Raw genomic sequence first — 22,696 nt, forward strand, 5'->3', positions numbered from 1 at the left:
TTTTATAAGTCTTATTACTGATGCTATTAGCTTTTAGGACGGGAAGAGTATTTTGACTATTCACATGCATACCCTAAAAATTGAAGAGATCATTAATCTTTTACCGCATCGCTACCCATTTCTATTAGTTGATCGAGTTATTGAATTTGAAAAAAACAAATATTTGCGAGCAGTGAAGAATGTTTCAGTAAATGAACCATTTTTTCAAGGTCATTTTCCTGGAAAGCTTATTTTTCCAGGAGTTTTAATCTTAGAAGCTATGGCTCAAGCTACTGGTATTCTTGCATTTAAAAGTATGGGTAAATTAGAATCGGGTGAGCTTTACTATTTTGCAGGTATTGATGAAGCACGTTTTAAACGTCCAGTAGTTCCAGGTGATCAAATGATTATGGAAGTCAACTTTGAAAAAACCCGTCGTGGTTTAACACGTTTTAAAGGCGATGCGACCGTTGATGGTAAAATTGTTTGTGAAGCAAAAATGATGTGTGCCCGTAGCCGGGAGGTGTAATTGGTGATTGATGCTACCGCCGTTATTCACCCTAGTTCCATTGTTGAAGAAGGCGCTGTGATCGGTGCTGGTGTCCAAATTAATCCATTTTGTGTTGTGGGTTCTAATGTTAGAATTGGCGCTGGTACAGTTCTAAAATCACATGTGGTAGTCCATGGTCATACTTCTATCGGAACAAACAATACTCTCTGGCCATTTGCTTCAGTTGGTGATGTAAATCAGGATCGAAAATATTCTGGTGAGCCAACACGAGTTGAGATTGGAGATCGTAATCACATACGTGAAAGTGTAACTATTCATCGTGGAACCGTGCAAGCAGAAGGAATTACACGTATTGGTAATGATAATTTATTAATGGTAAATGCACACATTGCTCATGATTGTATTATTGGGAGCAATTGTATTTTATCTAATAATGCTACATTAGCTGGGCATGTTAATGTTGATGATTTTGCAATTATTGGTGGCATGACCGCGGTACATCAATTTTGCATTATTGGTTCTTATGTTATGGTAGGTGGATGCTCTGGTGTGACGCAAGATGTACCTCCTTATATTATTGCGCAGGGAAATCATGCAAGGCCCTTTGGGATTAATGTCGTAGGTTTGCAACGTCATGGATTTAGCAAAGAGGCATTAAGTGCAATCCGTGCTGTTTATAAGATGCTGTATCGTAGTGGAAAAACACTTGACAAAGTAAAACTAGAAATCGCGAGCATTGCAAATTCACATCCAGAGGTGCAATTGTTTTATGATTTTTTTGCTCGATCTACTAGAGGGATTATTCGTTAATTTATGTCTACACAAGCTTTAACCATTGCTTTAGTTGCTGGAGAGGCTTCTGGTGATATACTTGGCGCTGGGCTTATTCATGCAATAAAAAAAAAGCATCCAAATGCTTATTTTGTAGGGATCGCTGGACCACTAATGCAGTTTGAGGGGTGTGTGGCATGGTATAATCTTTCAGAGCTTTCTGTCATGGGGTTGTCTGAAGTTTTTTTTTGTATACGACGTCTATGGTGTATTCGTCGCGTTTTAACTCGTCGATTAATTGCTTTAAAACCAGATGTTTTTATTGGTATTGATTCTCCGGATTTTAACTTGACACTAGAAAAAAACCTTAGGCGTGCAGGTATTCGAACTATTCATTATGTAAGCCCAGCATTATGGGCGTGGCGAAAAAATCGTATATATACAATCAGACGCGCAGTGGATCTTGTATTATTACTTTTTCCATTTGAAAAAGAATTTTATGATCATTTTAACATTCCTTGTCGTTTTATTGGTCACGCTTTGGCAGATCTTATGCCCATAGTACCAAATAAATCATTTGTACGTTGTGAACTGGGCATTTCAGAAAAAGCTTTATGCCTGGCTTTGCTGCCAGGAAGCCGTAGCGCTGAAATAAATATGTTAAGTGCAGATTTTTTGAAAACAGCAATAATTTTGCGAGAAAAATATCCAGAATTAGAGATTCTAGTACCATTAGTTAATGATAAACATCAAGCGCAATTTAAAGCGATTCAATCCCGCGTCTCACCGGATTTACCAGTTCGTTATTTAGATGGAAAAAGTAGGCAGGTCATGCAAGCGAGTGACGTTACCTTGCTTGCATCTGGTACAGCCACACTAGAGTGTATGTTAGCGAGGTGTCCTATGGTTGTTACTTATCGTGTAAAACCGGTAACTTTTTGGTTAGCTAGACGATTAGTGCGTACAGAGTATATATCATTACCTAATCTTCTGGCAGGTTTTAAACTCGTGCCTGAATTTTTACAGGATAGCTGCCAACCATCACGGCTTGCTTCCGAATTAGATTTATTTTTAGGTCAAGAAAAAAGTTGCCATGCGTTATTTGATATTTTTTCTAATTTACACAGGCAATTGCGCCGGAACGCAAATGAACAGGCTGCAGAGGCAGTATTGGAGGTTTGTAAATAAATTATTAAGTATAATTATATAATGCTAAGATCATAATAGTGATTTCTATAGAAATATGACGTTTATTTTTAAATTAAAACATTTTATAATAATAAACGATAGCATTTTTAATGTCCTGTAGAATTTTGGTGAATATTATTTTTAGTTTTTTAGAAAATCTCTATATTTACAAAAGATTAGAATTAAAAAGTTATTTTATAATGTATAAAAATTTGATTCTCATGTCTCAGCAAGTTATAGAGAATATATAATATTGATGTATATATCTTTATATCTTGATTTATATGTATTTCATATATTTCATTATTTTAATAAAAATCATATTTATACCTTATTACTAAATGTATTTTTATGTACTGTTATATGGTGATTCTATTTATGATTAAGATCATTACAGATTAAGCAGTCTACATTGACTATATAGTTAATAAATTTGAAAAAACGTCATTTTAGGTTGGATTTATTATTGTAATTTTTCTACAAAATATTCTTATTGGGCTTCACAAGTCTTATAATCGTTCCCCCCTTTCTTTATTATTCTCCAACTCGTGCATAGGAATTCAGATGCCAGAGCCTCGTTTTATTCACTTACATGTGCGTAGTGACTACTCGATAATAGATGGTTTAACAAAAATAGCTGCATTAGTAATGCATGCAGCAAATATGGGAATGCCGGCCATTGCTATTACAGATTTTACTAATCTATTCGGTCTCATTAAATTTTATCAAATAGCACATAACTATGGTTTAAAACCAATTATCGGCGCTGATTTTAGAATCAATTGCTGCATTCTAGGTAATGAGCTACCTCATGTTACTATACTAGCAGCTAATAATGAAGGTTATAAGAATCTAACGCTTTTAATTTCACGTGCCTATTTGCGTGGTTATGGATCGCATGGTCCAATGATAGAGCGTAATTGGTTACTAGAATATCAGGAAGGTCTCATATTGCTTTCTGGCGGACATAAAGGGGACGTTGGTAAAATGTTATTACGTGGTAATCAAATACAAGCGCAAAAGTTCTTGGATTTTTATCAGAAACATTTTCCTAACCGATACTATCTCACATTAAGCAGGACTGGTAGACTTAATGAAGAGATATATTTAAATGCAGCGCTAGAGTTAGCAGAGTTTTACGCTATTCCTGTTGTTGCCACTAATAATGTATGTTTTCTTTCTAAATCAGACTTTGAGGCGCATGAAATTCGTGTAGCAATACAAAATGGCTATACTTTAGGGGATCCTAAACGTCCTAATTCCTATAGCGCACAGCAATATTTACGCAGTGAAGAGGAAATGTGCACACTTTTTTCAGATATTCCTGAAGCGTTAGAGAATAGTATAGAGATTGCTCGTCGTTGTAATGTAACTATTCAGCTTGGTGAGTATTTTTTACCACAGTTTTCTACTGGTAGCATATCTACAGAATGTTATTTAATTCAAAAATCTCAGAAGGGTCTAGAGGTTCGTTTAGCGCATATTTTCCCAGATAGAAATATGCGTCTTCTACATTATGAGCGTTATCAACAGCGATTAAACAAAGAGTTACAGGTTATCAATCAAATGGGTTTTCCTGGTTATTTTTTAATCGTAATGGAATTTATTCAATGGGCTAAAGAGCAAGATATTCCAGTAGGTCCTGGTCGTGGCTCTGGGGCTGGTTCATTAGTAGCTTATGTTCTAAAAATTACAGATATAGACCCATTAGAGTTTAATCTATTATTCGAGCGTTTTTTAAATCCAGAGCGTATATCCATGCCCGATTTTGATATTGATTTTTGCATGGAAAAGCGTGACTTAGTAATTGAGCACGTAGCAAATATATATGGTCGTCATGCAGTTTCACAAATTATTACTTTTGGTACCATGGCGGCCAAAGCTGTAATACGTGATGTAGGGCGTGTATTAGGGCACCCTTATATTTTTGTTGATCGCATTGCTAAGGCAGTACCATCAGATTTAGGTATGACACTAGAAAAAGCATTGCATTGTTCTTCTAGTTTAATGGAGTTATATAACACCGATGAAGAAGTAAAATCTCTTATTGATATGGCGCGTAAGCTAGAAGGTGTTACACGAAATGCTGGTAAACATGCTGGAGGTGTGGTGATTGCGCCAACAAAAATTACTGATTTTTCACCATTATATTGTGACGAAAATGGTCACAATCCAGTGACTCAGTTTGATAAAAACGATGTCGAGTATACTGGTTTAGTTAAATTTGATTTTCTTGGATTGCGTACGTTAACTATTCTAGACTGGGCATTAGAAATGATTAACGCTCATCGTAAAAGAAAGGGGCTTCAATTAATTCAGATTTCTGAGATTTCGCTTTCAGATCCAAAAAGTTTTCAGATATTAAAAAATGCTGAAACTACTGCAGTATTTCAGTTGGAATCACGCGGTATGAAAGATTTAATTAAGAGATTAAAACCGGATTGTTTTGAAGACATTATTGCTTTAGTTGCACTATTTCGCCCTGGACCATTGCAATCTGGTATGGTAGATAACTTTATTAATCGTAAGCAAGGAAGAGAGAAAATATCGTATCCAGATATACAGTGGGAGCATAAGTTGCTTCGACCGGTTCTTGAGTCAACTTACGGTATAATTTTGTATCAAGAGCAGGTTATGCAAATTGCTCAGGTTCTAGCTGGTTATAGTCTAGGCGGCGCAGACATGTTACGTCGGGCAATGGGAAAAAAAAATCTTATAGAAATGGCTAAACAACGAAGTATTTTTGAAAAAGGAGCTAAAGAAAAAGGTATAAATGGTGTTTTAGCAATGAAAATTTTTGATTTAGTTGAAAAATTTGCTGGTTATGGTTTTAATAAATCACACTCAGCTGCTTATGCATTGGTGTCCTATCAGACGTTATGGTTAAAAGCTCACTATCCAGCTGAATTTATGGCCGCAGTGATGAATGCTGATATGGATAATACAGATAAAATAGTTATTTTGGTAGATGAATGTTGGCGAATAGGTTTAACAGTCTTACCGCCAAATATCAATTCCGGTTTGCATCACTTTTATGTTAATGATAAAGGAGAAATTGTTTATGGTCTTGGCGCTATTAAAGGGGTAGGTTTGAATCCAATTTTAGAAATTATTCAATCAAGAAATAAAGGTGGTTGTTTTTATGAAATTTTTTCATTTTGCACACGCATTAATATTAAAAAAATTAACCGTCGAGTTTTAGAAAAATTAATTATATCTGGTGCTTTAGATTGTTTTGGGCAACATCGGGCCGCATTAATAAGTGCACTTCCTGATGCTATAAAATCTTCTACCCAATACAGCAAGGCAGGAGAGATGGGGCAATCTGATATTTTTGGAGCATTATTAGGGTCACAGAATGTAGTGCAGCAAACACATTTTAATGTACAACCTTGGCCTGAAAATGTGCGATTAGAGAGAGAAAAAGAAACGTTAGGTTTTTACCTTACTGGGCATCCTATTAATCCATATTTAGAAGAAATTTCACATTATATTAGCGGTCATCGCTTAAAAGATATACGCCCAACTAAAAAAGGAGAGATGACTACTATTGCTGGCATAGTGATTGCATCTCGGATTATAGAAACAAAAAAAGGTCACCGTATGGGTGTATGCACATTAGATGATCGTTCGGGTAAAATTGAAGTAAAATTATTTACAGATCGACTTGATCAATTTAAAACTTTTTTAGATAAAAATCGCATTTTAATTGTCACTGGTCAAGTGAGTATAGATAAATTTAATGATAACATGCAAATAATAGCTCATAAGATTATTGATATCAACATGGCTCGCGAAAAACATACGCGTTATCTCTCTCTTTTTATATCAAATAATAACATAGATATAAAGTTTATACAGCGCTTACGTGATGTATTGACACCATATCGTTCAGGAACTTCTTCTATTCAATTACACTATCAAGGCAGTAATTATCGAGTTACATTGTGTTTTGGTGAATCATGGCGGGTTTCATTACATGACAGTTTATTAAATGAGTTAAGGTTCTTACTAGGATTAGATAAAGTAAAACTAGAATTTTATTAAAATAGGATGACTATGAGTCTCAATTATTTAGATTTTGAGCAACCTCTTATGGAGATTGAAGAAAAAATTAATTCCCTAAAGGCAATTCAACTTCAAGCAGCGCCTGAGCAGATTAATATTGATAAGGAGATTCACCGATTGCGTGATAAGTGCACTTACATGACACGTAAGATTTTTTCTAACTTAAGCGCTTGGCAAATTGCACAATTAGCTAGACATCCTTTACGTCCTCACACGTTAGACTATATTAGTACTATATTTACTGATTTTGATGAGTTGGCAGGCGATCGCGCGTATGCAGATGATAAGGCCATTGTTGGTGGTATTGCACGAATTTCTGGACGTCCTGTAATGATTATTGGACACCAAAAAGGTAGGGAAACTAAAGAAAAGATTCGCCGAAACTTTGGCATGCCAGCACCTGAAGGTTATCGCAAGGCATTACGTCTAATGGATTTAGCGCAGCGTTTTAATATGCCAATTATTACACTGATTGACACACCAGGTGCCTATCCTGGTGTTGGGGCTGAAGAGCGTGGGCAAGCAGAAGCTATTGCCTGTAACTTGCGGGAGATGTCTAGACTTTCGGTACCAATAATTTGCACTGTGATTGGTGAGGGGGGCTCTGGGGGGGCATTGGCTATTGGTGTTGGTGATAAGGTTAATATGTTACAATATAGTATATATGCAGTGATTTCTCCAGAAGGGTGCGCCTCTATTTTATGGAAGAGTATAGATAAAGCTTCTGTGGCCGCTGAGGCTATGGCTATCATTGCTACTCGCTTAAAAGCATTAAAATTGATTGATAGTGTTATACCTGAGCCATTAGGTGGGGCGCATCGTGATTTATTGACAATTAGTAAAACAATGAAACGGCAATTTTTAGTAGATTTAGCGGATTTAGATACTCTACGCAAAGAAGAATTATTGGATCGTCGTTATCAACGATTAATGAATTATAGTTCTATTACTATATTTTAACTAAATATTGAATATTATTAGCACTCTATATATTTCAAGTGAGTTTTTATATTTATATATATCTTTATTACGTGTTAATGTTTATAAAATTTATAGTAAATTAATATTGAAAATAGTAAAACATTTCAATTAAGGGAAGAATCTTGGTAGTTAGTAACAGTCACATTATCCATATATGTCTATAAAGCGATCATTGATGTTATATATGTTATATATATTAGATAAATTATAAATTTCGAAATACGTTAGATTGTAGGATTTATTCATATAGGAATAATCTTTATAAGATTAACATTTCAATGTTATTACTTGTTGTATTTTTGGTGGTAATATTATTATTTTTAGGTTTATTATATTAAGTGGATATTTATGAACATGACCTTAATAAGTGAGAAGCTTTTAACTGAAAATAATTTAAATCATAGAGATCTGTCTGCAATTTTAGATTTTTTGTCTGAGAGGAACATTACTTATGGTGATCTTTATTTTCAGCATGTTTATTATGAATCATGGACATTGGAAGATAAAATTATCAAAGATGTCTATTGCAATACTAATCATGGCGTAGGAGTTCGCGCTGTTGTTGGTGAAAAAACTGGTTTTTCCTATTCTAACGACATTACATTAGAGACTTTACGTCAGAGCTCTATCGCTGCGCGAAGCATTGTGTCCGAGAAAGGTAATGAAAAAATTAGTTGTTTTAAGAAAGATATGCCTCTTAAAAAATATTCACATCAAGATCCTTGTAATGCTTTCACATCTGAAGATAAAATTGCATTACTCCATAAAATTGATCAGGAAGCGCGCATCACTGATAAGCGTGTCCAGGATGTTTCAGTCCATTTAACTACTTCATATGAACAGGTATTAGTTGCGGCAACTGATGGAACTTTAGGCGCTGATACTCGTCCTCTGATTGGATTGTCAATTAATGTACAAGTAGAGGATCATGGTAAACTGGAAAAAGCTATAAGTGGTGGTGGTGGTCGTTTTGGTTATCAGTTTTTCTTGGATACAGTAGCCGGTGAAGTGCGAGCAGAATCATGGGCTCGTGATGCTGTTCGTATGGCTTTAGTGAATTTATATGCCATGCCTACTCCTGCGGGATCTATTCCTGTTGTTTTAGGTTCTGGATGGCCAGGTGTTCTCTTACATGAGGCAGTCGGTCATGGCCTAGAAGGTGACGCTAATCGACGTGAAAACTCTATATTTAGCGGCCGGATAGGTAAGAAAGTGGCTTCTGAACTATGTACTATAGTAGATGATGGTACAATATATGGCTTGTCTGGTTCTCTTTCTATAGATGATGAAGGTGTGCCAGGTCAATACAATGTATTAATCGAGAAAGGTATTGTAAAGAGTTATTTACAGGATAAATTAAATGCTCGACTTATGGGTGTGCACTCTACTGGCAATGGCCGCCGTGAGTCCTATGCACATTTGCCAATGCCGCGTATGACTAATACCTACATGTTATCAGGATTATCAACGCCACTAGAAATTATTGAAAGTGTTGATTATGGATTGTATATAAAAAAATTAAGTAGTGGACAGGTAGATATTATATCGGGAACATTTGCTTTTTCTGCTTCAGAGGCTTATTTAATAAAAAATGGTGCCATCAGCACCCCTGTGAAAGGAGTAACGCTCATTGGGTCTAGTATTGAGGCTATGCAGAATATTTCAATGGTAGGAGATGATCTTGCATTAGATACGGGGGGTTCATTTTGTAGCAAGGAAGGACAGACTATTCCAGTTAGTGTTGGACAACCTACTATAAAACTTGATAAGTTAATTGTAGGTGGAACTGATTAAGTGCTATATTTTTAATATATTTATTACTGAGGTATTTTTTATTTATTAATATGAGTTATGATTTAGTTTTTTTTTCATCATTAAAAAACACGATGCTGTGATAAAAATTAATTATTATTTTTTATTTAATGCATGATTATATATCAGGAATAATTTTATTAATATGGATCTTCGTTTGTATAGTTATTATAATAGAAACTACAGTTTAGATGATATCTCTGTAGCGATTAGTTATTTATATCGTCATCTAACATAGTATTGAATGATTTTTGAATGGACTCTCCGCGGCCGATAGCATAATAAATAAATCCGCGTTGTTTCATTTGTTTAGGATCATATAAGTTACGTCCGTCAAAAATTACTGGTTTTTTTAATATATTTTTTATTAGATTAAAATCTGGTATTCGAAAAGTTTTCCATTCTGTACATATGATAAGAGCATCTGCATGTCTTAACGCTAATTCTTTGCTGGTTATAAGTTTGAGATCTTTGCGACAACCATAAACACGTCTTGTCTCTTCTATTGCCTCTGGATCATAAGCTTGTATAGTGGCGCCAAAGTTCCATAATGTTTCCATTATAACTCTGCTAGAAGCTTCACGTATGTCGTTGGTATTAGGTTTAAAAGAGAGACCCCATAAGGCAAAGGTTTTGCCTTGTAAGGCATCTTTATAATGATTTTTAATTAAGGTTAATAGTTTATGTTTTTGTATTTCATTAATATCTTCTACTGCTTTTAACAAATATGAGTGATATCCAATTTTTTCAGCAATGCGTATTAAGGCACGTATATCTTTTGGTAAGCAAGATCCGCCATAACCACAGCCAGGATAAATAAATGAGTTTCCAATGCGTGAATCGGAGCCGATTCCTTGTCGTACTTTTTCGATATCAGCACCAAGGAGTTCTGCCAGATTAGCTATTTCATTCATAAAGCTAATTTTAGTAGCAAGCATGCAATTTGCAGCATATTTAGTGAGCTCAGCACTGCGAATATCCATTAGGAGAATGCGGTTATCATGTTGGTTAAATGGCTTATAAAGTTCATATAAAAGTTTAATAGCATTTGTGTTACTAGCCCCAATAATAATTCGGTCTGGATTCATGCAGTCGGTAACTGCTGTACCTTCTTTTAGAAATTCAGGATTAAAAATTACATCATATCTTAATTGTATGCCACGTTGTTTTAAAGTTTTTTTAATTAAACAGCTAATATGCTCTGTGGTTCCAACGGGAACTGTTGATTTGTTTAGAATTACTTTGTAGTGATTCATGTACTTAGAAATTACATGAGCCACAGAGAGAACGTTTTTACAGTCAGACACACCATCATAATCTGATGGTGTGTCAACAGTAATAATTTGTATTAATCCATGATGCACTCCTTCCTCTGCATGAATGGAGAATTGTAAGCGTCCAGCCTCATAGTTTTTGATAATTAGCGGAGCAAGACCAGGTTCAAAAATAGGAATTTTGCCTTGTTTTAAACGCTGAATCTTTATAGCATCTACGTCAATACAAAGTACATCATGTCCGACTTCAGCTAAAATGGCAGCCTGAACTAAACCGACATAACCAATACCAAATACTGTAATTTTCATGGATTTTCCTAGTTAACAACGATATTTCATCCTTAATGACATATTAAGTGTATTATATTTTTAGTCATTAGGTGAGTTTTATGGCATTAGACGTTGATCTTAATAGATATTTTATTCATTTGTATCCTACATAAGCCTATCGAGTGCATCCTTTATAGTGTTAATTCTATTCCTGTAGAATCTTATATTTTAACATTGTTATATTATCAATATAATAATTAATATTGCTTGACCATTAAAATATTCAAAATTTTAAATAAAATATAGTTATTTGCATCAATTATTAATCCATTTTATATGAAAAGCTTTATTTTGCGTATCTTGTTGGTGTGCGAGTCTTCAAGAACAAGTCTGCGTTTCCACCATGATTTGTATTGAATTATTTAAGATAGTAATCATATGTTTAATATGATATATGCTATAAGAATAATTTTTTGGATCTTTTTGAGATTTTTTTTTATAATTAGTAATTCAATATGTTCTTTTAGACAATATTATACCATGAGTTTTTTATAAATAGATTAAAAATATCATGATGATATCTATTATTGCAGAGATTTTCTGAGAGATTAGTTTTTAAGTAGCTAGCCGTTGATTTAGTATTTGTTATTTTTTAGAATAATAGCCACTTGAAATAAAAACGCCTTATGTATAGATTTTTTCTATAGATCATTCTAAAAATAATATAGTAATTACTAATGGTTTCACTGTTATTAGAAATATTTATGAGTATGATGCTAGATTTTTCTTAATTAATCATGAGTTTTAATAAATACTTTTTTTTAAGAGTGTATTCATATATAATAAAATATTATTATTTATTTTGTAATCAAATCTAAATATAAAGAATTTGATTATATTTTTTAAAAAAATATTATTTTATCTTACCTGAAGCTTTCATATTCAAGTGTATTGTATTAGCATTTTGAGTAGGTATAAGATTAGGGTGTATGTAGCATTTGGAATGCATTAGTTCTTTGTTATGTGATATTTTAATTATAATTACTGATTGTTTAATAGGTTATAAAAAAGATACAGCAAGTTAATGTAGAGATAAAGATAGGTTCTCAAGTAATTCGATAATACTTATTATTATTAATTTATTATTATATTGGTATTCGTTAATTAAATGATTTTTCAATAACTGACTTGTGCTTTTCTTAATTAAAAAATATCATTTGATTTTATTTATTTTTTTATTAGAAATATTTAAAGGGAAGACCCTAACCATTCAATATACCAACTGATAATCTAGTATGCTTTTTACTAATTAATGATACAGATCTGATATTGATATTGTTCTGGCAATAAAGGTTTATGTAAAATATACATTTTGTATGAACTAATAGTATTAGTAGATATTTAAATTCTTATTTGACTATTAGTAAAAAATAATTTAAGCATATAGTTTTATATTTAAAGTAATTAGATATTCTATTTGAGAAGTATTTGGTTTGTTTTTTTACGTTCTAGCTAATATATTAAATTTTAATATTAATATATTGTCTAATTAGATTAGAAGACTTGTGTTTAATTTATCGGTATATCTCGATCAAGGGTTTTGAATATTAAGATATAATAATTTAAGAAAATTATAGAATTAATAGAAAAAATTAAATCAAATTATTTTGGCAGAAATAATAGAGATGTAGAATTATTTAATAAAAATTTTTATTTATGATACGCTGTAAAAATAAAAAAATTTCTATGCAAACTATTTTAAAACATATACCAGTGTTAGTCAATGAAGCAGTGAATGGGCTTAATATAAAACCGAATGGTATATATATTGATGGTACTTTTGGATGTGGTGGGCATTCACATGTAATTTTATCGCATCTCGGAACGGAGGGACGTTTATATGCTATGGATTGTGATCCACGGGCAATTTCTGTGGCATCTGAAATTACTGATCCTCGTTTTACTATTGTCCACAGTCCTTTTTCTGAGATGGTTCAATATGTTTCAGCGCATCAATTGATGAGAAAAATTGATGGTATCATTTTAGATTTTGGTGTTTCCTCGCCACAAATAGATGACGCTCAACGTGGTTTTTCTTTTATGAAAGATGGACCGTTAGACATGCGCATGGATCCCACTCGTGGTAGATCAGCGGCTAAATGGTTGCAGAATACAGAAGAAAAAGATATCGCTTTTGTGTTGCAGGCTTTCGGTCAAGAACGTTTTGCGAAACGTATTGCTCGTGCGATTGTAACAAGAAATCGTAAGAATCCAATAACACGAACTAAAGATTTAGCTGATATAATTTATACTGCTATTCCATTTAGGGAAAAATATAAACATCCTGCAACGCGTAGCTTTCAAGCAATTCGTATAGTAGTTAATAATGAAATAGAAGAGATTAAAAAGGTACTTGTAGGCACACTACAAATTTTAAAATCAGGTGGTCGTCTTTCAGTGATTGCTTTTCATTCTTTGGAAGACCGTCTAGTAAAAAATTTTATCAAAGAGCATAGTAATAGACCACAGGTACCATCTGGTTTACCAATATCTGAAGCTCAAATTGATTACTTAGAGAGGCGCCATTTAAAATCTTTGTATAAGATTATGCCAAATATAACTGAAATATTTTATAATCCACGAGCTAGAAGTGCAATTTTGCGTATTGCAGAGCGTATATAGATTATGAAAAATAAGCGATATAGTTTACCACAGATCATTTTTATAGATTTAATGCATAATAGTAAGATAGAGATATCACTTTTAGTGATGATATTAATTTCTGCGATCTCTGTTGTGTGCATTACATATCAAACACGATTATGCGTTGCTCAACGTGAACAATTATTTTTACAGCGTAATGCGTTAGATATTGAGTGGCGTAATTTAATTCTTGAAGAAAATTCTCTAGTAACTAATGATGGAACAAGGAAGATGAATTAACAAGGCGTACAGATAAAAATATTATATATTGGCGATTAATATGTGTTTATTATATAGATATCTTGAATTTCATCACAAGAATTTACAATTCAACCCAAATGGATGTTTTAGAATTTATCTATACAAAACAAAAAAATATTCTCATGTAAGGAAATATTTATTTACACTTATGTAATCTATGTAATTTATTTAATCTATGTAATTTATATCATATCATTTACTTATATTTGTGTAATTCAATGTACATCAATTAATTAATCTAATTAAAAACAGAATATATAGTATAATATTAATAGGTAATATTGGATTTTAAAAATATTATGATTTAGTTTTTCAATAAAATTCAGTATAGAAAAATTGTCTAAAAGTAGACTTCTTCATAATGCCTTATCAGTTAGTTAAGGCGGAATATATAACTTATTAATATAAAATATTCTGAGAAACTTAGATATTATGATGTATATTGAGAATATGGTACACGAGGTTTTGGGTTAAAGTTAATAAAGGTGACTATAAATTTCGAGAATATATATCTGTATATCTAATCGATCAATATCAAGTAACTTGGAATAACATATAAGAAAAATTTTTATATAAATAATACTTTTCAATTTTGATGCGATTATAAAGAAGACATAATAAGCATTAAGACATAATAAGCATTATGTTGATTGATTAATTATATTGATAATATCATAAAATTTTATTTATTATATATTGTTAATGATATATATAAAATATAAAAATGTATTTTTACTAACTTACCTGAGGTAAGTACCTCACCGAAACAATTGATGATTTTACGTAGAAACATATAACTGATTATGCCAGAACTCTATTGTTATGACCTGCCATGTAGAGCAGGTGATCAGCGTCATCTAGGGCAGCTAACTGGTGCAGCCTATTCTATTGAATGTTCTGAAATAGCTGAACGTCATAACGGTCCAGTAATGATTGTTACACAGGATATAAAGAATGCACGACTTTTATTTGAGGAAATTAAAAATTTTACTAACCAAATAGTCATGCAGTTTTCTGATTGGGGGACTCTACCGTTTGATAGTTTTTCTCCAGATAAAGCGATTATATCTTCTCGTTTATCTATGCTATATGACTTACCTACATTAAAGAATGGCATTATTATTGTATCCATCAATACTTTAATGCAACGAGTTTGTCCGTATAATTTTCTAGTAAATACTGCGTGTGTAATAAAAATAAATCAAATATTAACCCATGATCAACTGCTAACTCAACTGAAACAAATAGGGTATCGTGGTGTGTATCGTGTCATGGAGCATGGCGAATTTTCTAATGATGGGGAATTTTGGTACATTTACCCCATGGGTAGTAGCAAGATTTGTCGTGTGAGCTTATTTAATAATCAGATTAATAGGTTGCATCTGTTTGAGAGTGAAAATCAACTTTTTTCGGAAGAAATTACGAAAATTAATTTGCTACCATCGCATGAATTTCCTGTTAATGATGATGTTCTTGAACTTTTTATCAAGAAATGGTTTAAAAATTTTAACATTAATAAAGAGTCTAATTATATTTATGAACAGGTTAAAAAAGGTATTTTACCTGCAGGTGTTGAATATTGGCAGCCATTATTTTTTGAAAAACAGTTACCGGGACTTTTTAGTTACTTACCAACGAATACGTTAATATTAATTACTGCTGATATAGAGATTTCTTCACAACGCTTTTGGAAAGATCTACAGCATCGTTATAGGGCTTGTTATACTAATGTAATGCGACCACCATTAGCTCCCAAGTTTTTATGGTTTAGTAGCGATGAATTTTTACGAGAGTTTAAACACTGGCCATCTATACAACTTAATGCTAAGAGATTAAAAGAAAATTTTTATAATACTAACTTAGAGTATTCCTCTTTGCCAGGTTTTAAGATCGATGTAACCTCTAAAAAACCGTTAGATAGATTACGGCAATTTTTAAGTTCTTTTCGAGGACAGGTGGTATTTTCAGTACAAAGCGAAGGGCGTCGGGAAGTCCTGCAAGAGCGTCTAGCTGGTATTTCAGTAAGGTTAACAATCATTAATTCCTTAGCGCAAGCACGAGAGTCTGGTAAATATTTATTAATTTCTTCTAGTGAGGTAGGTTTTATTGATCATAGGAGAAAACGTGCTTTTATCTGCGAAAGAGATCTTTTAAATGATAACGTTGTTGCCCCGTACTGTCAAAAGGCTCCTTATAATATTGATTCTAATATCTTTCTTCAGAATTTATCAGAGATGTATCTAGGTCAGCCTGTTGTGCATATTGAGCATGGCATTGGGCGATACATGGGGTTAATTGTTTTAGAAACTAATGGAATTTCAGTTGAATACCTTATTCTTATGTATGCTGAAGATGCTAAGCTGTATGTACCTATATCATCATTACATTTAATTAGTCGTTATATGGGGGGTTCTGGGTCAGAAGCTCCGTTGCATAAGCTAGGTAGGGATACTTGGTCTCGGGTTCGGCAAAAAGCCGTTGAACAAGTACGAGATGTAGCGGTAGAGCTTCTGGATATTTATGCGCACCGTGCAGCCAAGATTGGCTTTGCGTTTAAAAAAGATTTAGAGCAGTATCAATTATTTTGTGAAAGTTTTCCATTTGTTGCCACTATTGATCAAGCAGAAGCGATTAATGAAGTATTGAGAGATATGTGTCAACCTGTATCTATGGATCGTCTAATTTGTGGAGATGTGGGTTTTGGTAAAACAGAAGTTGCTATGCGTGCTGCGTTTTTAGCGGTTATAAATCATAAACAAGTAGCTGTACTGGTGCCCACGACTCTTTTAGCTCAGCAGCATTATGATAATTTTTTGGATCGTTTTGCTAGCTGGCCAGTCTCTATTAAGATGTTATCAAGGTTTCGTACGGATAAAGAACAATCTCAGATCTTAACAGATGTATTGATAGGTCAAGTAGATATTCTTATAGGAACTCATAAATTATTACAAAATAAAATTAAATGGCATGATCTTGGTTTATTAATTATTGATGAAGAGCACCGTTTCGGCGTCCGTCATAAAGAACGTATAAAATTAATACGGGCTAATGTTGATGTTCTTACATTAACTGCTACTCCAATTCCACGTACTTTAAATATGGCAATGCATGGTATCCGTAATTTGTCAATAATCTCTACTCCTCCAGCTCGTCGCTTACCAGTAAAGACTTTTGTGCATGAATATGACAAGAGAATAGTATATGAAGCAATTTTACGTGAAGTGCTTCGTGGTGGTCAAGCATATTATCTTTATAATGATGTTGAGAATATTGAAAAAGTTACACGACAATTATCGGAATTAGTTCCGCAAGCTCGTATTGCATTAGGTCATGGGAAGATGCGTGAGCGTGAATTGGAAAAAGTCATGCATGATTTTTACCATCAGCGTTTCAATGTATTAGTATGTACTACTATTATTGAAACAGGTATAGATATACCAAGTGCTAATACAATTATAATTGAGCGCGCAGATCGCTTCGGTCTTGCACAACTATATCAGCTACGTGGACGTGTTGGTCGCTCTCATCATCAGGCTTATGCATGGTTGCTTACCCCGAATCAAAAAGAAATGACTAGTAATGCACATAAACGCCTAGAAGCTATTCTCGCTATAGAAGACCTAGGGGCAGGTCTTTCTCTTGCGACGCATGACCTTGAAATTCGAGGAGCAGGAGAATTACTTGGTGAAGGGCAAAGTGGTCAAATAGAAGGGATTGGGTTTTCCTTGTATACTGAACTCTTAGAAAATACTGTAAACGCTTTGCAAATAGGGCGCGAACCATCCTTAGCAGATCTAATTAATACTCAAACTGACATTGAACTTAGGATACCTGCACTAATTCCAAGTAATTTTATTTCTAATGTAAACACTCGCCTGTTATTCTATCAGCGTATTGCTAGTGCTAAAGAGTTAGATGTGATAAAAAATATTAAAATAGAATTGATTAATCGTTTTGGATTACTACCAGACAGTACTCGTACACTGCTAGATATCTCAGCTTTGAGAATACTAGCTAAACAATTTGGCATACGAAAAGTTGAGGTCAATGAAAAAGGAGGGTGGATTGAATTAGATAAAAATAATAGAGTTAATACTAAATGGTTTTTAGATCTTTTAAAAAAAGAACCATACTCTTGGTTTTTAGATAGCCCAATACGTATTAGGTTTATTTATAATTTGTCTGATCCTAAAATACGTCTACAATGGATTACCGCATTAATTCATAAAATATGCGATTATAACACCGCTCAATAGTGGTTATCTATTGGGCTTAAAGTAAAATACTTTTTTAAAAAAATTTTTAGAAAAAATCAATAAATAGCTATAAAGAGCAATAACGTATTTTTTATTTATAAAAATAAAGATAGTTTCTTATCTTGTAATGTATAGTATATTTAAGATTTCAGGTAGAGAAGTTCCTTTTATAATTGCAATAAATAGAAATTAAAGATTTTTATCATAATAAAAATTTTATTTTTACCATGACCAGGATAAATTTTTATTTTGGATATCTTAAAGCATGAGAACATAAATTGTATAGATATACTAATTGAATAATTACGGTCTTGTGCTTTCAATAATTAATTTCGCATAGCTGATTATATAATAATATAATTATATATTAAATTAGGTAATTAAGTTATATTTAAAAGTTATTAATTTTATATCTAAAAATATAATTAATAAATTTTTTGTAATTCATACATGTATAACAATGTATATCATTTAAATTATTTTTTTTGTAAATTTTATTTCTAGTTTTCTATATATAAAGTGCAATGTAGAATCTACAGGTAATTTTACTATATAAATAAAGAACATAATATATTATCATATTTATTTTTAATAGAGTATACAGAAATAGGTTTTTGTTACATTATTATTAATTATTATATATAATTGTAGTTTTCGATCACATTAGGTACAAATATCGCATATAATAAAATATAATAAAAATATAAATATCTTATACAATGGATGCGAATGATAGTAATAGTAAAAATTACGTGAATATTGATCGTATTAAGAAGTTCTATTTAATACGTTTTGTTAATTATAAAGAGTTTTTAATTTTTCATCATGATTGAATAATTAATTTTTAAAATAATATTAGATAATATATTTTAGAAAAATACAAAATAAAAGTTTACTATCAACCATGGGAGAGATTATACGTAAAATATTGTGTAAAATAAATGATTTCTTGATTTTAGCACAAGTTATCTCTAATATTATAGGATTCTTTATGTGGTTGGTATAATAAATTTTGGTGAGATGTCTGAGCGGCCTAAGGAGCATGCCTGGAAAGCGTGTATATGGAAACGTATCGAGGGTTCGAATCCCTCTCTCACCACCAATAATTTAAGTATGTTATATATGATATAATCATCTATATTATTTATTATCTTAAAGATAATATTTAATATTATTATATTTCGAGTTGTTTGTGTAAGAATTTTATTAGTATAACAAGTTATATAAATATGTCGGATTATGCTGCTATTGAGATGTTATTTTTTTCTTTTTATTATTTTAATATCGGATTTAGAGATTCATTTCATGTGGCATTTTAAGGTTAAAAAGATAACTTGTTGGATACTGTTGTGAATTTGAAATAATATTTAGAGTATATATGAAACATATTATGTAATATTAATTATTATTTTTAATATAACCTTTGATTAATCTTAATGATAATATAATATATATTAGTTATTTTAATAATACTTGAATTTTTAAACTACTACTAGATTATATATCTATGATATTTATCATGTTTATGACTTTATTAAAATTTATTTTATTTTAGTTATTATCATGTATTATGTTTTAATAGATGTTTGTAATTCACTAAGTTTAAAATATGATGATAGAGAGAGATTTTTGTATCCGGAACCTTTATTTCTGCAATAAAAAAATATTCTTTTAGTCATCGTTAAAACTTTTAGAATCAATTTATTTATCATACATTATGTACTTGAATATTGTTGATGTGATATCTTTGTAGATAAAAATACTTGTCTTTCTTTTAATATAAGAATCTTATCATAAGATTTTTTATATTAATTTCTACAGTTTTTTTGGAAACCAGCCCTCTTGATTTAAATGAAATAGTAAAGATTTTGTGGTTGATCTTACTGAAAAAAATCTCATCACTATTAACGTTTCTGCGTGATATATATATCATCTATAAAAGTAATTATAGAATAAAATATTTTGTATTAATTACTTTAATAATTTTACCTTGTGTTTTTTAAGTATATCAGGATTGATGCATACTTTGCAGTGTTTATAGATAATGATCAAAGATACATAAGAATCTTTTGTATTATCTATAGTTAATTTATTAATCTTAAAATTTTTTAGTAAATTTTTTAATCCTCTTAAGTCTCTTTAATAATATGTAATTTTTTCATGAGTAAGTTATGCATAAAAACATGTTAATGTTAATATAGCACTAATAGTGGATATAGTCATAAAATTCTAAAAATTTTTATCTATCAGAATAATTAAAAATTTGCTCAAAAATTTATTTTAAAAATTTTCCGTTTGTTTGTATAAGGTATTTTTAATATGAAAATTTTTTCACTTTTTAAGATGAAAAATTCAGTAAGATAGTCCATGCTGTTAAAATTTTTCTAAATTTTTTCTCATACTGAAGAGGTAAGCGTTTCTAGCATATGCAATTACTAGAAAAATATCTTGTGCATTAAGCATTTTTTATCTACCCTAATATAGGTTGTTGATTTTTAATTTAAAACAATGCATGAATCTATAAATTCACATGTAAATCTTTTTTTATTTGATATGTGTAAATGTATATTACGTATTTTCTAAAGATCTAAAAAATTATATTAGTATGCATCATGAGATTCTCTTACTTAAATATTTTTAAAGTACATATTCAATTTTTTTAGATGTTAAACCTATTAATATAAAAATAATTTTTATTTTTTTAATCTATATCACTACAAAAAATAAAATAATATAATATTATATTATATTTAATATTATTAAATAATTGGTTTTGTAGGTTTTATTAAAATACGAAGGTAATTGGGTTAATATGATCATTTGATTTAAAAAATTAGAGGGTTGCAGATAAAACACGAAAAGGTGTTCTTTAGTAGCATGAATAAAAAGAATAAAATGAGCTAAAATATTTATGAAACAGTTACAAAAAATTATTAATGATGCCTTTGATAACTTGCATATTGGTAACACCAAGAGCGCTGATCAGTATACTTGTGAAGCAGTTTATGATGTTATGGCTCTTTTAGATAATGGAAGTTTGCGTGTCGCTGAAAAAATTAAAAGTCAGTGGATAATTCATGAATGGGTAAAAAAAGCGATATTACTTTTTTTTTATATTAGAAATAACCAAATCATGGGTAGTTTAGATAATCCTTGTTATGATAAAATACCTATGAAATTTGCACGATATGATGTTAATTGTTTTAAAAAAGCAGGACTGCGCGTTGTTCCACCAGCATCAGTGCGGTATGGTTCATATATTGCTCGTAACACTGTCTTAATGCCTTCTTATGTTAATATCGGTGCATATATTGATGAAGGTACATTAATTGATACTTGGGCAACTGTTGGTTCATGCGCGCAGATTGGTAAAAATGTACATTTGTCTGGTGGTGTTGGTATCGGCGGAGTTTTAGAGCCATTGCAAAAAAAACCAACTATTATTGAGGATAATTGTTTTATTGGAGCACGTTCAGAAATTGTTGAAGGAGTTATTGTAGAAACCGGTTCAGTAATATCTATGGGAGTATATATCGGGCAAAGCACAAAAATCTATGCACGTGATACTGAGCAGATATATTATGGACGTGTCCCAGCAGGTTCTGTTGTAGTTCCGGGTAGTCTGCCATCTAAAAATAAACAATATAACCTTTATTGTGCGGTTATTGTTAAGACAGTAGATGCTCAGACTCTTTTAAAAACAAGTATCAACCAGTTATTACGTAGCAGTGAATAATTTTTATTTATATGTTTATCAATGATATATAAAAATATATCAGTATTACTGTAAATATTATAGTATTGTTTGTTAATAGGGTTAGCGTTAAAAATGGTTTGTATTATATATATCATCAAGTATAGATTAATATATAAAAATAGGTTTCTATTTTATAATTATGTATTGATCTGAATATTATATGGTTTATTGAGAATATAAAAAGATAGAGAGCCCTAACTAAAATTGGAATGTTGTTTGACGATCTGTTTTTCTGTTATGTATAACATTATAGGGTCTATTAATTCATTTTTAAAAATCATTAAATTTTATTTTATATAGATAAAATCTAATCTTTATAACTGCATAATGAATGATCCATGTAGTTTCTGTATTAAGAATAACCAACTAGTTTTTGATAACATTCTTATAAACGTATATTTTTCGCCTAGTTACAGTAAAAATTATATTTATAATTAATATATTATATGAATACATATGTAACACAAATTGCATCATTGTCGTAATTCTATATTTTTATTTTATTTTTTTTTATATTTAGCTGTTATGTTTTAAAGATTTTACTAAAACTTATCTACAGTAAATCAATTATTAAATGGATATTTACCAAAAATATTCTATATTAGAAGCAAGTATTATAAAGGTTCATATTTAAAATAACCATGATAAGAATTTATATTATATAGATAAACGTATTAATTTAGACAACATTAACACCATAACTAAAATTATACAGTATAGGTAATTATAAGATAGGTTAATGCAAAGTTTATTATTAGTAATATCTTGAGAAAACTTAAATTGATAACACCTTTTAATTAAACTTAAACATCAAATATTTTATTTAGAGCATATAATTTTTACAAAAATATACTAAATGAATATT

Annotated in this window: 11 protein-coding genes and 1 tRNA gene; 11 read left to right on the plus strand and 1 reads right to left on the minus strand. The window is 31.0% G+C overall.

Going from position 1 to position 22,696, the window contains the following annotated elements:
* Nucleotides 1–52 precede the first annotated feature (52 nt).
* From fabZ to tldD, 6 genes are all read left to right on the plus strand, one after another.
* Nucleotides 53–508 (plus strand): 3-hydroxyacyl-ACP dehydratase FabZ, encoded by a 456-nt coding sequence (gene fabZ / locus ERCIPSPA2889_RS00980; RefSeq protein ID WP_157989018.1) that lies wholly within the window; start codon nt 53–55, stop codon nt 506–508.
* Between the two features lie 3 nt (nt 509–511).
* Entirely contained in the window at nt 512–1,300 is a 789-nt protein-coding gene (gene lpxA / locus ERCIPSPA2889_RS00985; RefSeq protein WP_157989413.1) for an acyl-ACP--UDP-N-acetylglucosamine O-acyltransferase, read from the plus strand.
* A gap of 3 nt (nt 1,301–1,303) precedes the next feature.
* Nucleotides 1,304–2,449: a lipid-A-disaccharide synthase gene (gene lpxB, locus ERCIPSPA2889_RS00990; protein WP_157989019.1), complete on the plus strand. Its 1,146-nt coding sequence runs from the start codon at nt 1,304–1,306 to the stop codon at nt 2,447–2,449.
* A 564-nt stretch (nt 2,450–3,013) separates the two neighbouring features.
* Nucleotides 3,014–6,496, plus strand: a complete 3,483-nt coding sequence (gene dnaE / locus ERCIPSPA2889_RS00995) for a DNA polymerase III subunit alpha (protein WP_157989020.1) — start codon at nt 3,014–3,016, stop codon at nt 6,494–6,496.
* Nucleotides 6,497–6,508: 12 nt separating this feature from the next.
* Nucleotides 6,509–7,477: an acetyl-CoA carboxylase carboxyl transferase subunit alpha gene (accA, locus tag ERCIPSPA2889_RS01000; RefSeq protein WP_157989021.1), complete on the plus strand. Its 969-nt coding sequence runs from the start codon at nt 6,509–6,511 to the stop codon at nt 7,475–7,477.
* Nucleotides 7,478–7,846: 369 nt separating this feature from the next.
* On the plus strand, nt 7,847–9,292 hold the full coding sequence (gene tldD, locus ERCIPSPA2889_RS01005; protein WP_157989022.1) for a metalloprotease TldD: 1,446 nt from the start codon (nt 7,847–7,849) through the stop codon (nt 9,290–9,292).
* Nucleotides 9,293–9,519: 227 nt separating this feature from the next.
* On the opposite strand, the gene ERCIPSPA2889_RS01010 is transcribed toward tldD, so the two are convergent.
* Nucleotides 9,520–10,893: a UDP-glucose dehydrogenase family protein gene (locus tag ERCIPSPA2889_RS01010; protein ID WP_157989023.1), complete on the minus strand. Its 1,374-nt coding sequence runs from the start codon at nt 10,891–10,893 to the stop codon at nt 9,520–9,522.
* Nucleotides 10,894–12,600: 1,707 nt separating this feature from the next.
* Here ERCIPSPA2889_RS01010 and rsmH point away from each other — a divergent pair.
* From rsmH to dapD, 5 genes are all read left to right on the plus strand, one after another.
* Nucleotides 12,601–13,536 carry a 16S rRNA (cytosine(1402)-N(4))-methyltransferase RsmH gene (gene rsmH / locus ERCIPSPA2889_RS01015; protein WP_157989024.1) on the plus strand — a complete coding sequence of 312 codons (936 nt, stop codon included), beginning with the start codon at nt 12,601–12,603 and terminating at the stop codon, nt 13,534–13,536.
* A gap of 3 nt (nt 13,537–13,539) precedes the next feature.
* The gene (gene ftsL, locus ERCIPSPA2889_RS01020) at nt 13,540–13,797 is read left to right on the plus strand and encodes a cell division protein FtsL (protein ID WP_232037608.1); all 258 of its coding nucleotides are present in this window, start codon (nt 13,540–13,542) and stop codon (nt 13,795–13,797) included.
* 824 nt (nt 13,798–14,621) lie between these two features.
* Nucleotides 14,622–18,074 carry a transcription-repair coupling factor gene (mfd, locus tag ERCIPSPA2889_RS01025; protein WP_157989025.1) on the plus strand — a complete coding sequence of 1,151 codons (3,453 nt, stop codon included), beginning with the start codon at nt 14,622–14,624 and terminating at the stop codon, nt 18,072–18,074.
* Between the two features lie 1,014 nt (nt 18,075–19,088).
* Nucleotides 19,089–19,176: transfer RNA gene (locus ERCIPSPA2889_RS01030), tRNA-Ser, on the plus strand.
* Nucleotides 19,177–20,985: 1,809 nt separating this feature from the next.
* Nucleotides 20,986–21,810 (plus strand): 2,3,4,5-tetrahydropyridine-2,6-dicarboxylate N-succinyltransferase, encoded by an 825-nt coding sequence (gene dapD, locus ERCIPSPA2889_RS01035; protein ID WP_157989026.1) that lies wholly within the window; start codon nt 20,986–20,988, stop codon nt 21,808–21,810.
* Nucleotides 21,811–22,696: the final 886 nt, after the last annotated feature.

It is taken from the genome of Candidatus Erwinia haradaeae (assembly GCF_900698985.1).
In the GTDB taxonomy this organism is placed as follows: Bacteria; Pseudomonadota; Gammaproteobacteria; order Enterobacterales; family Enterobacteriaceae; genus Erwinia_E; species Erwinia_E haradaeae_B.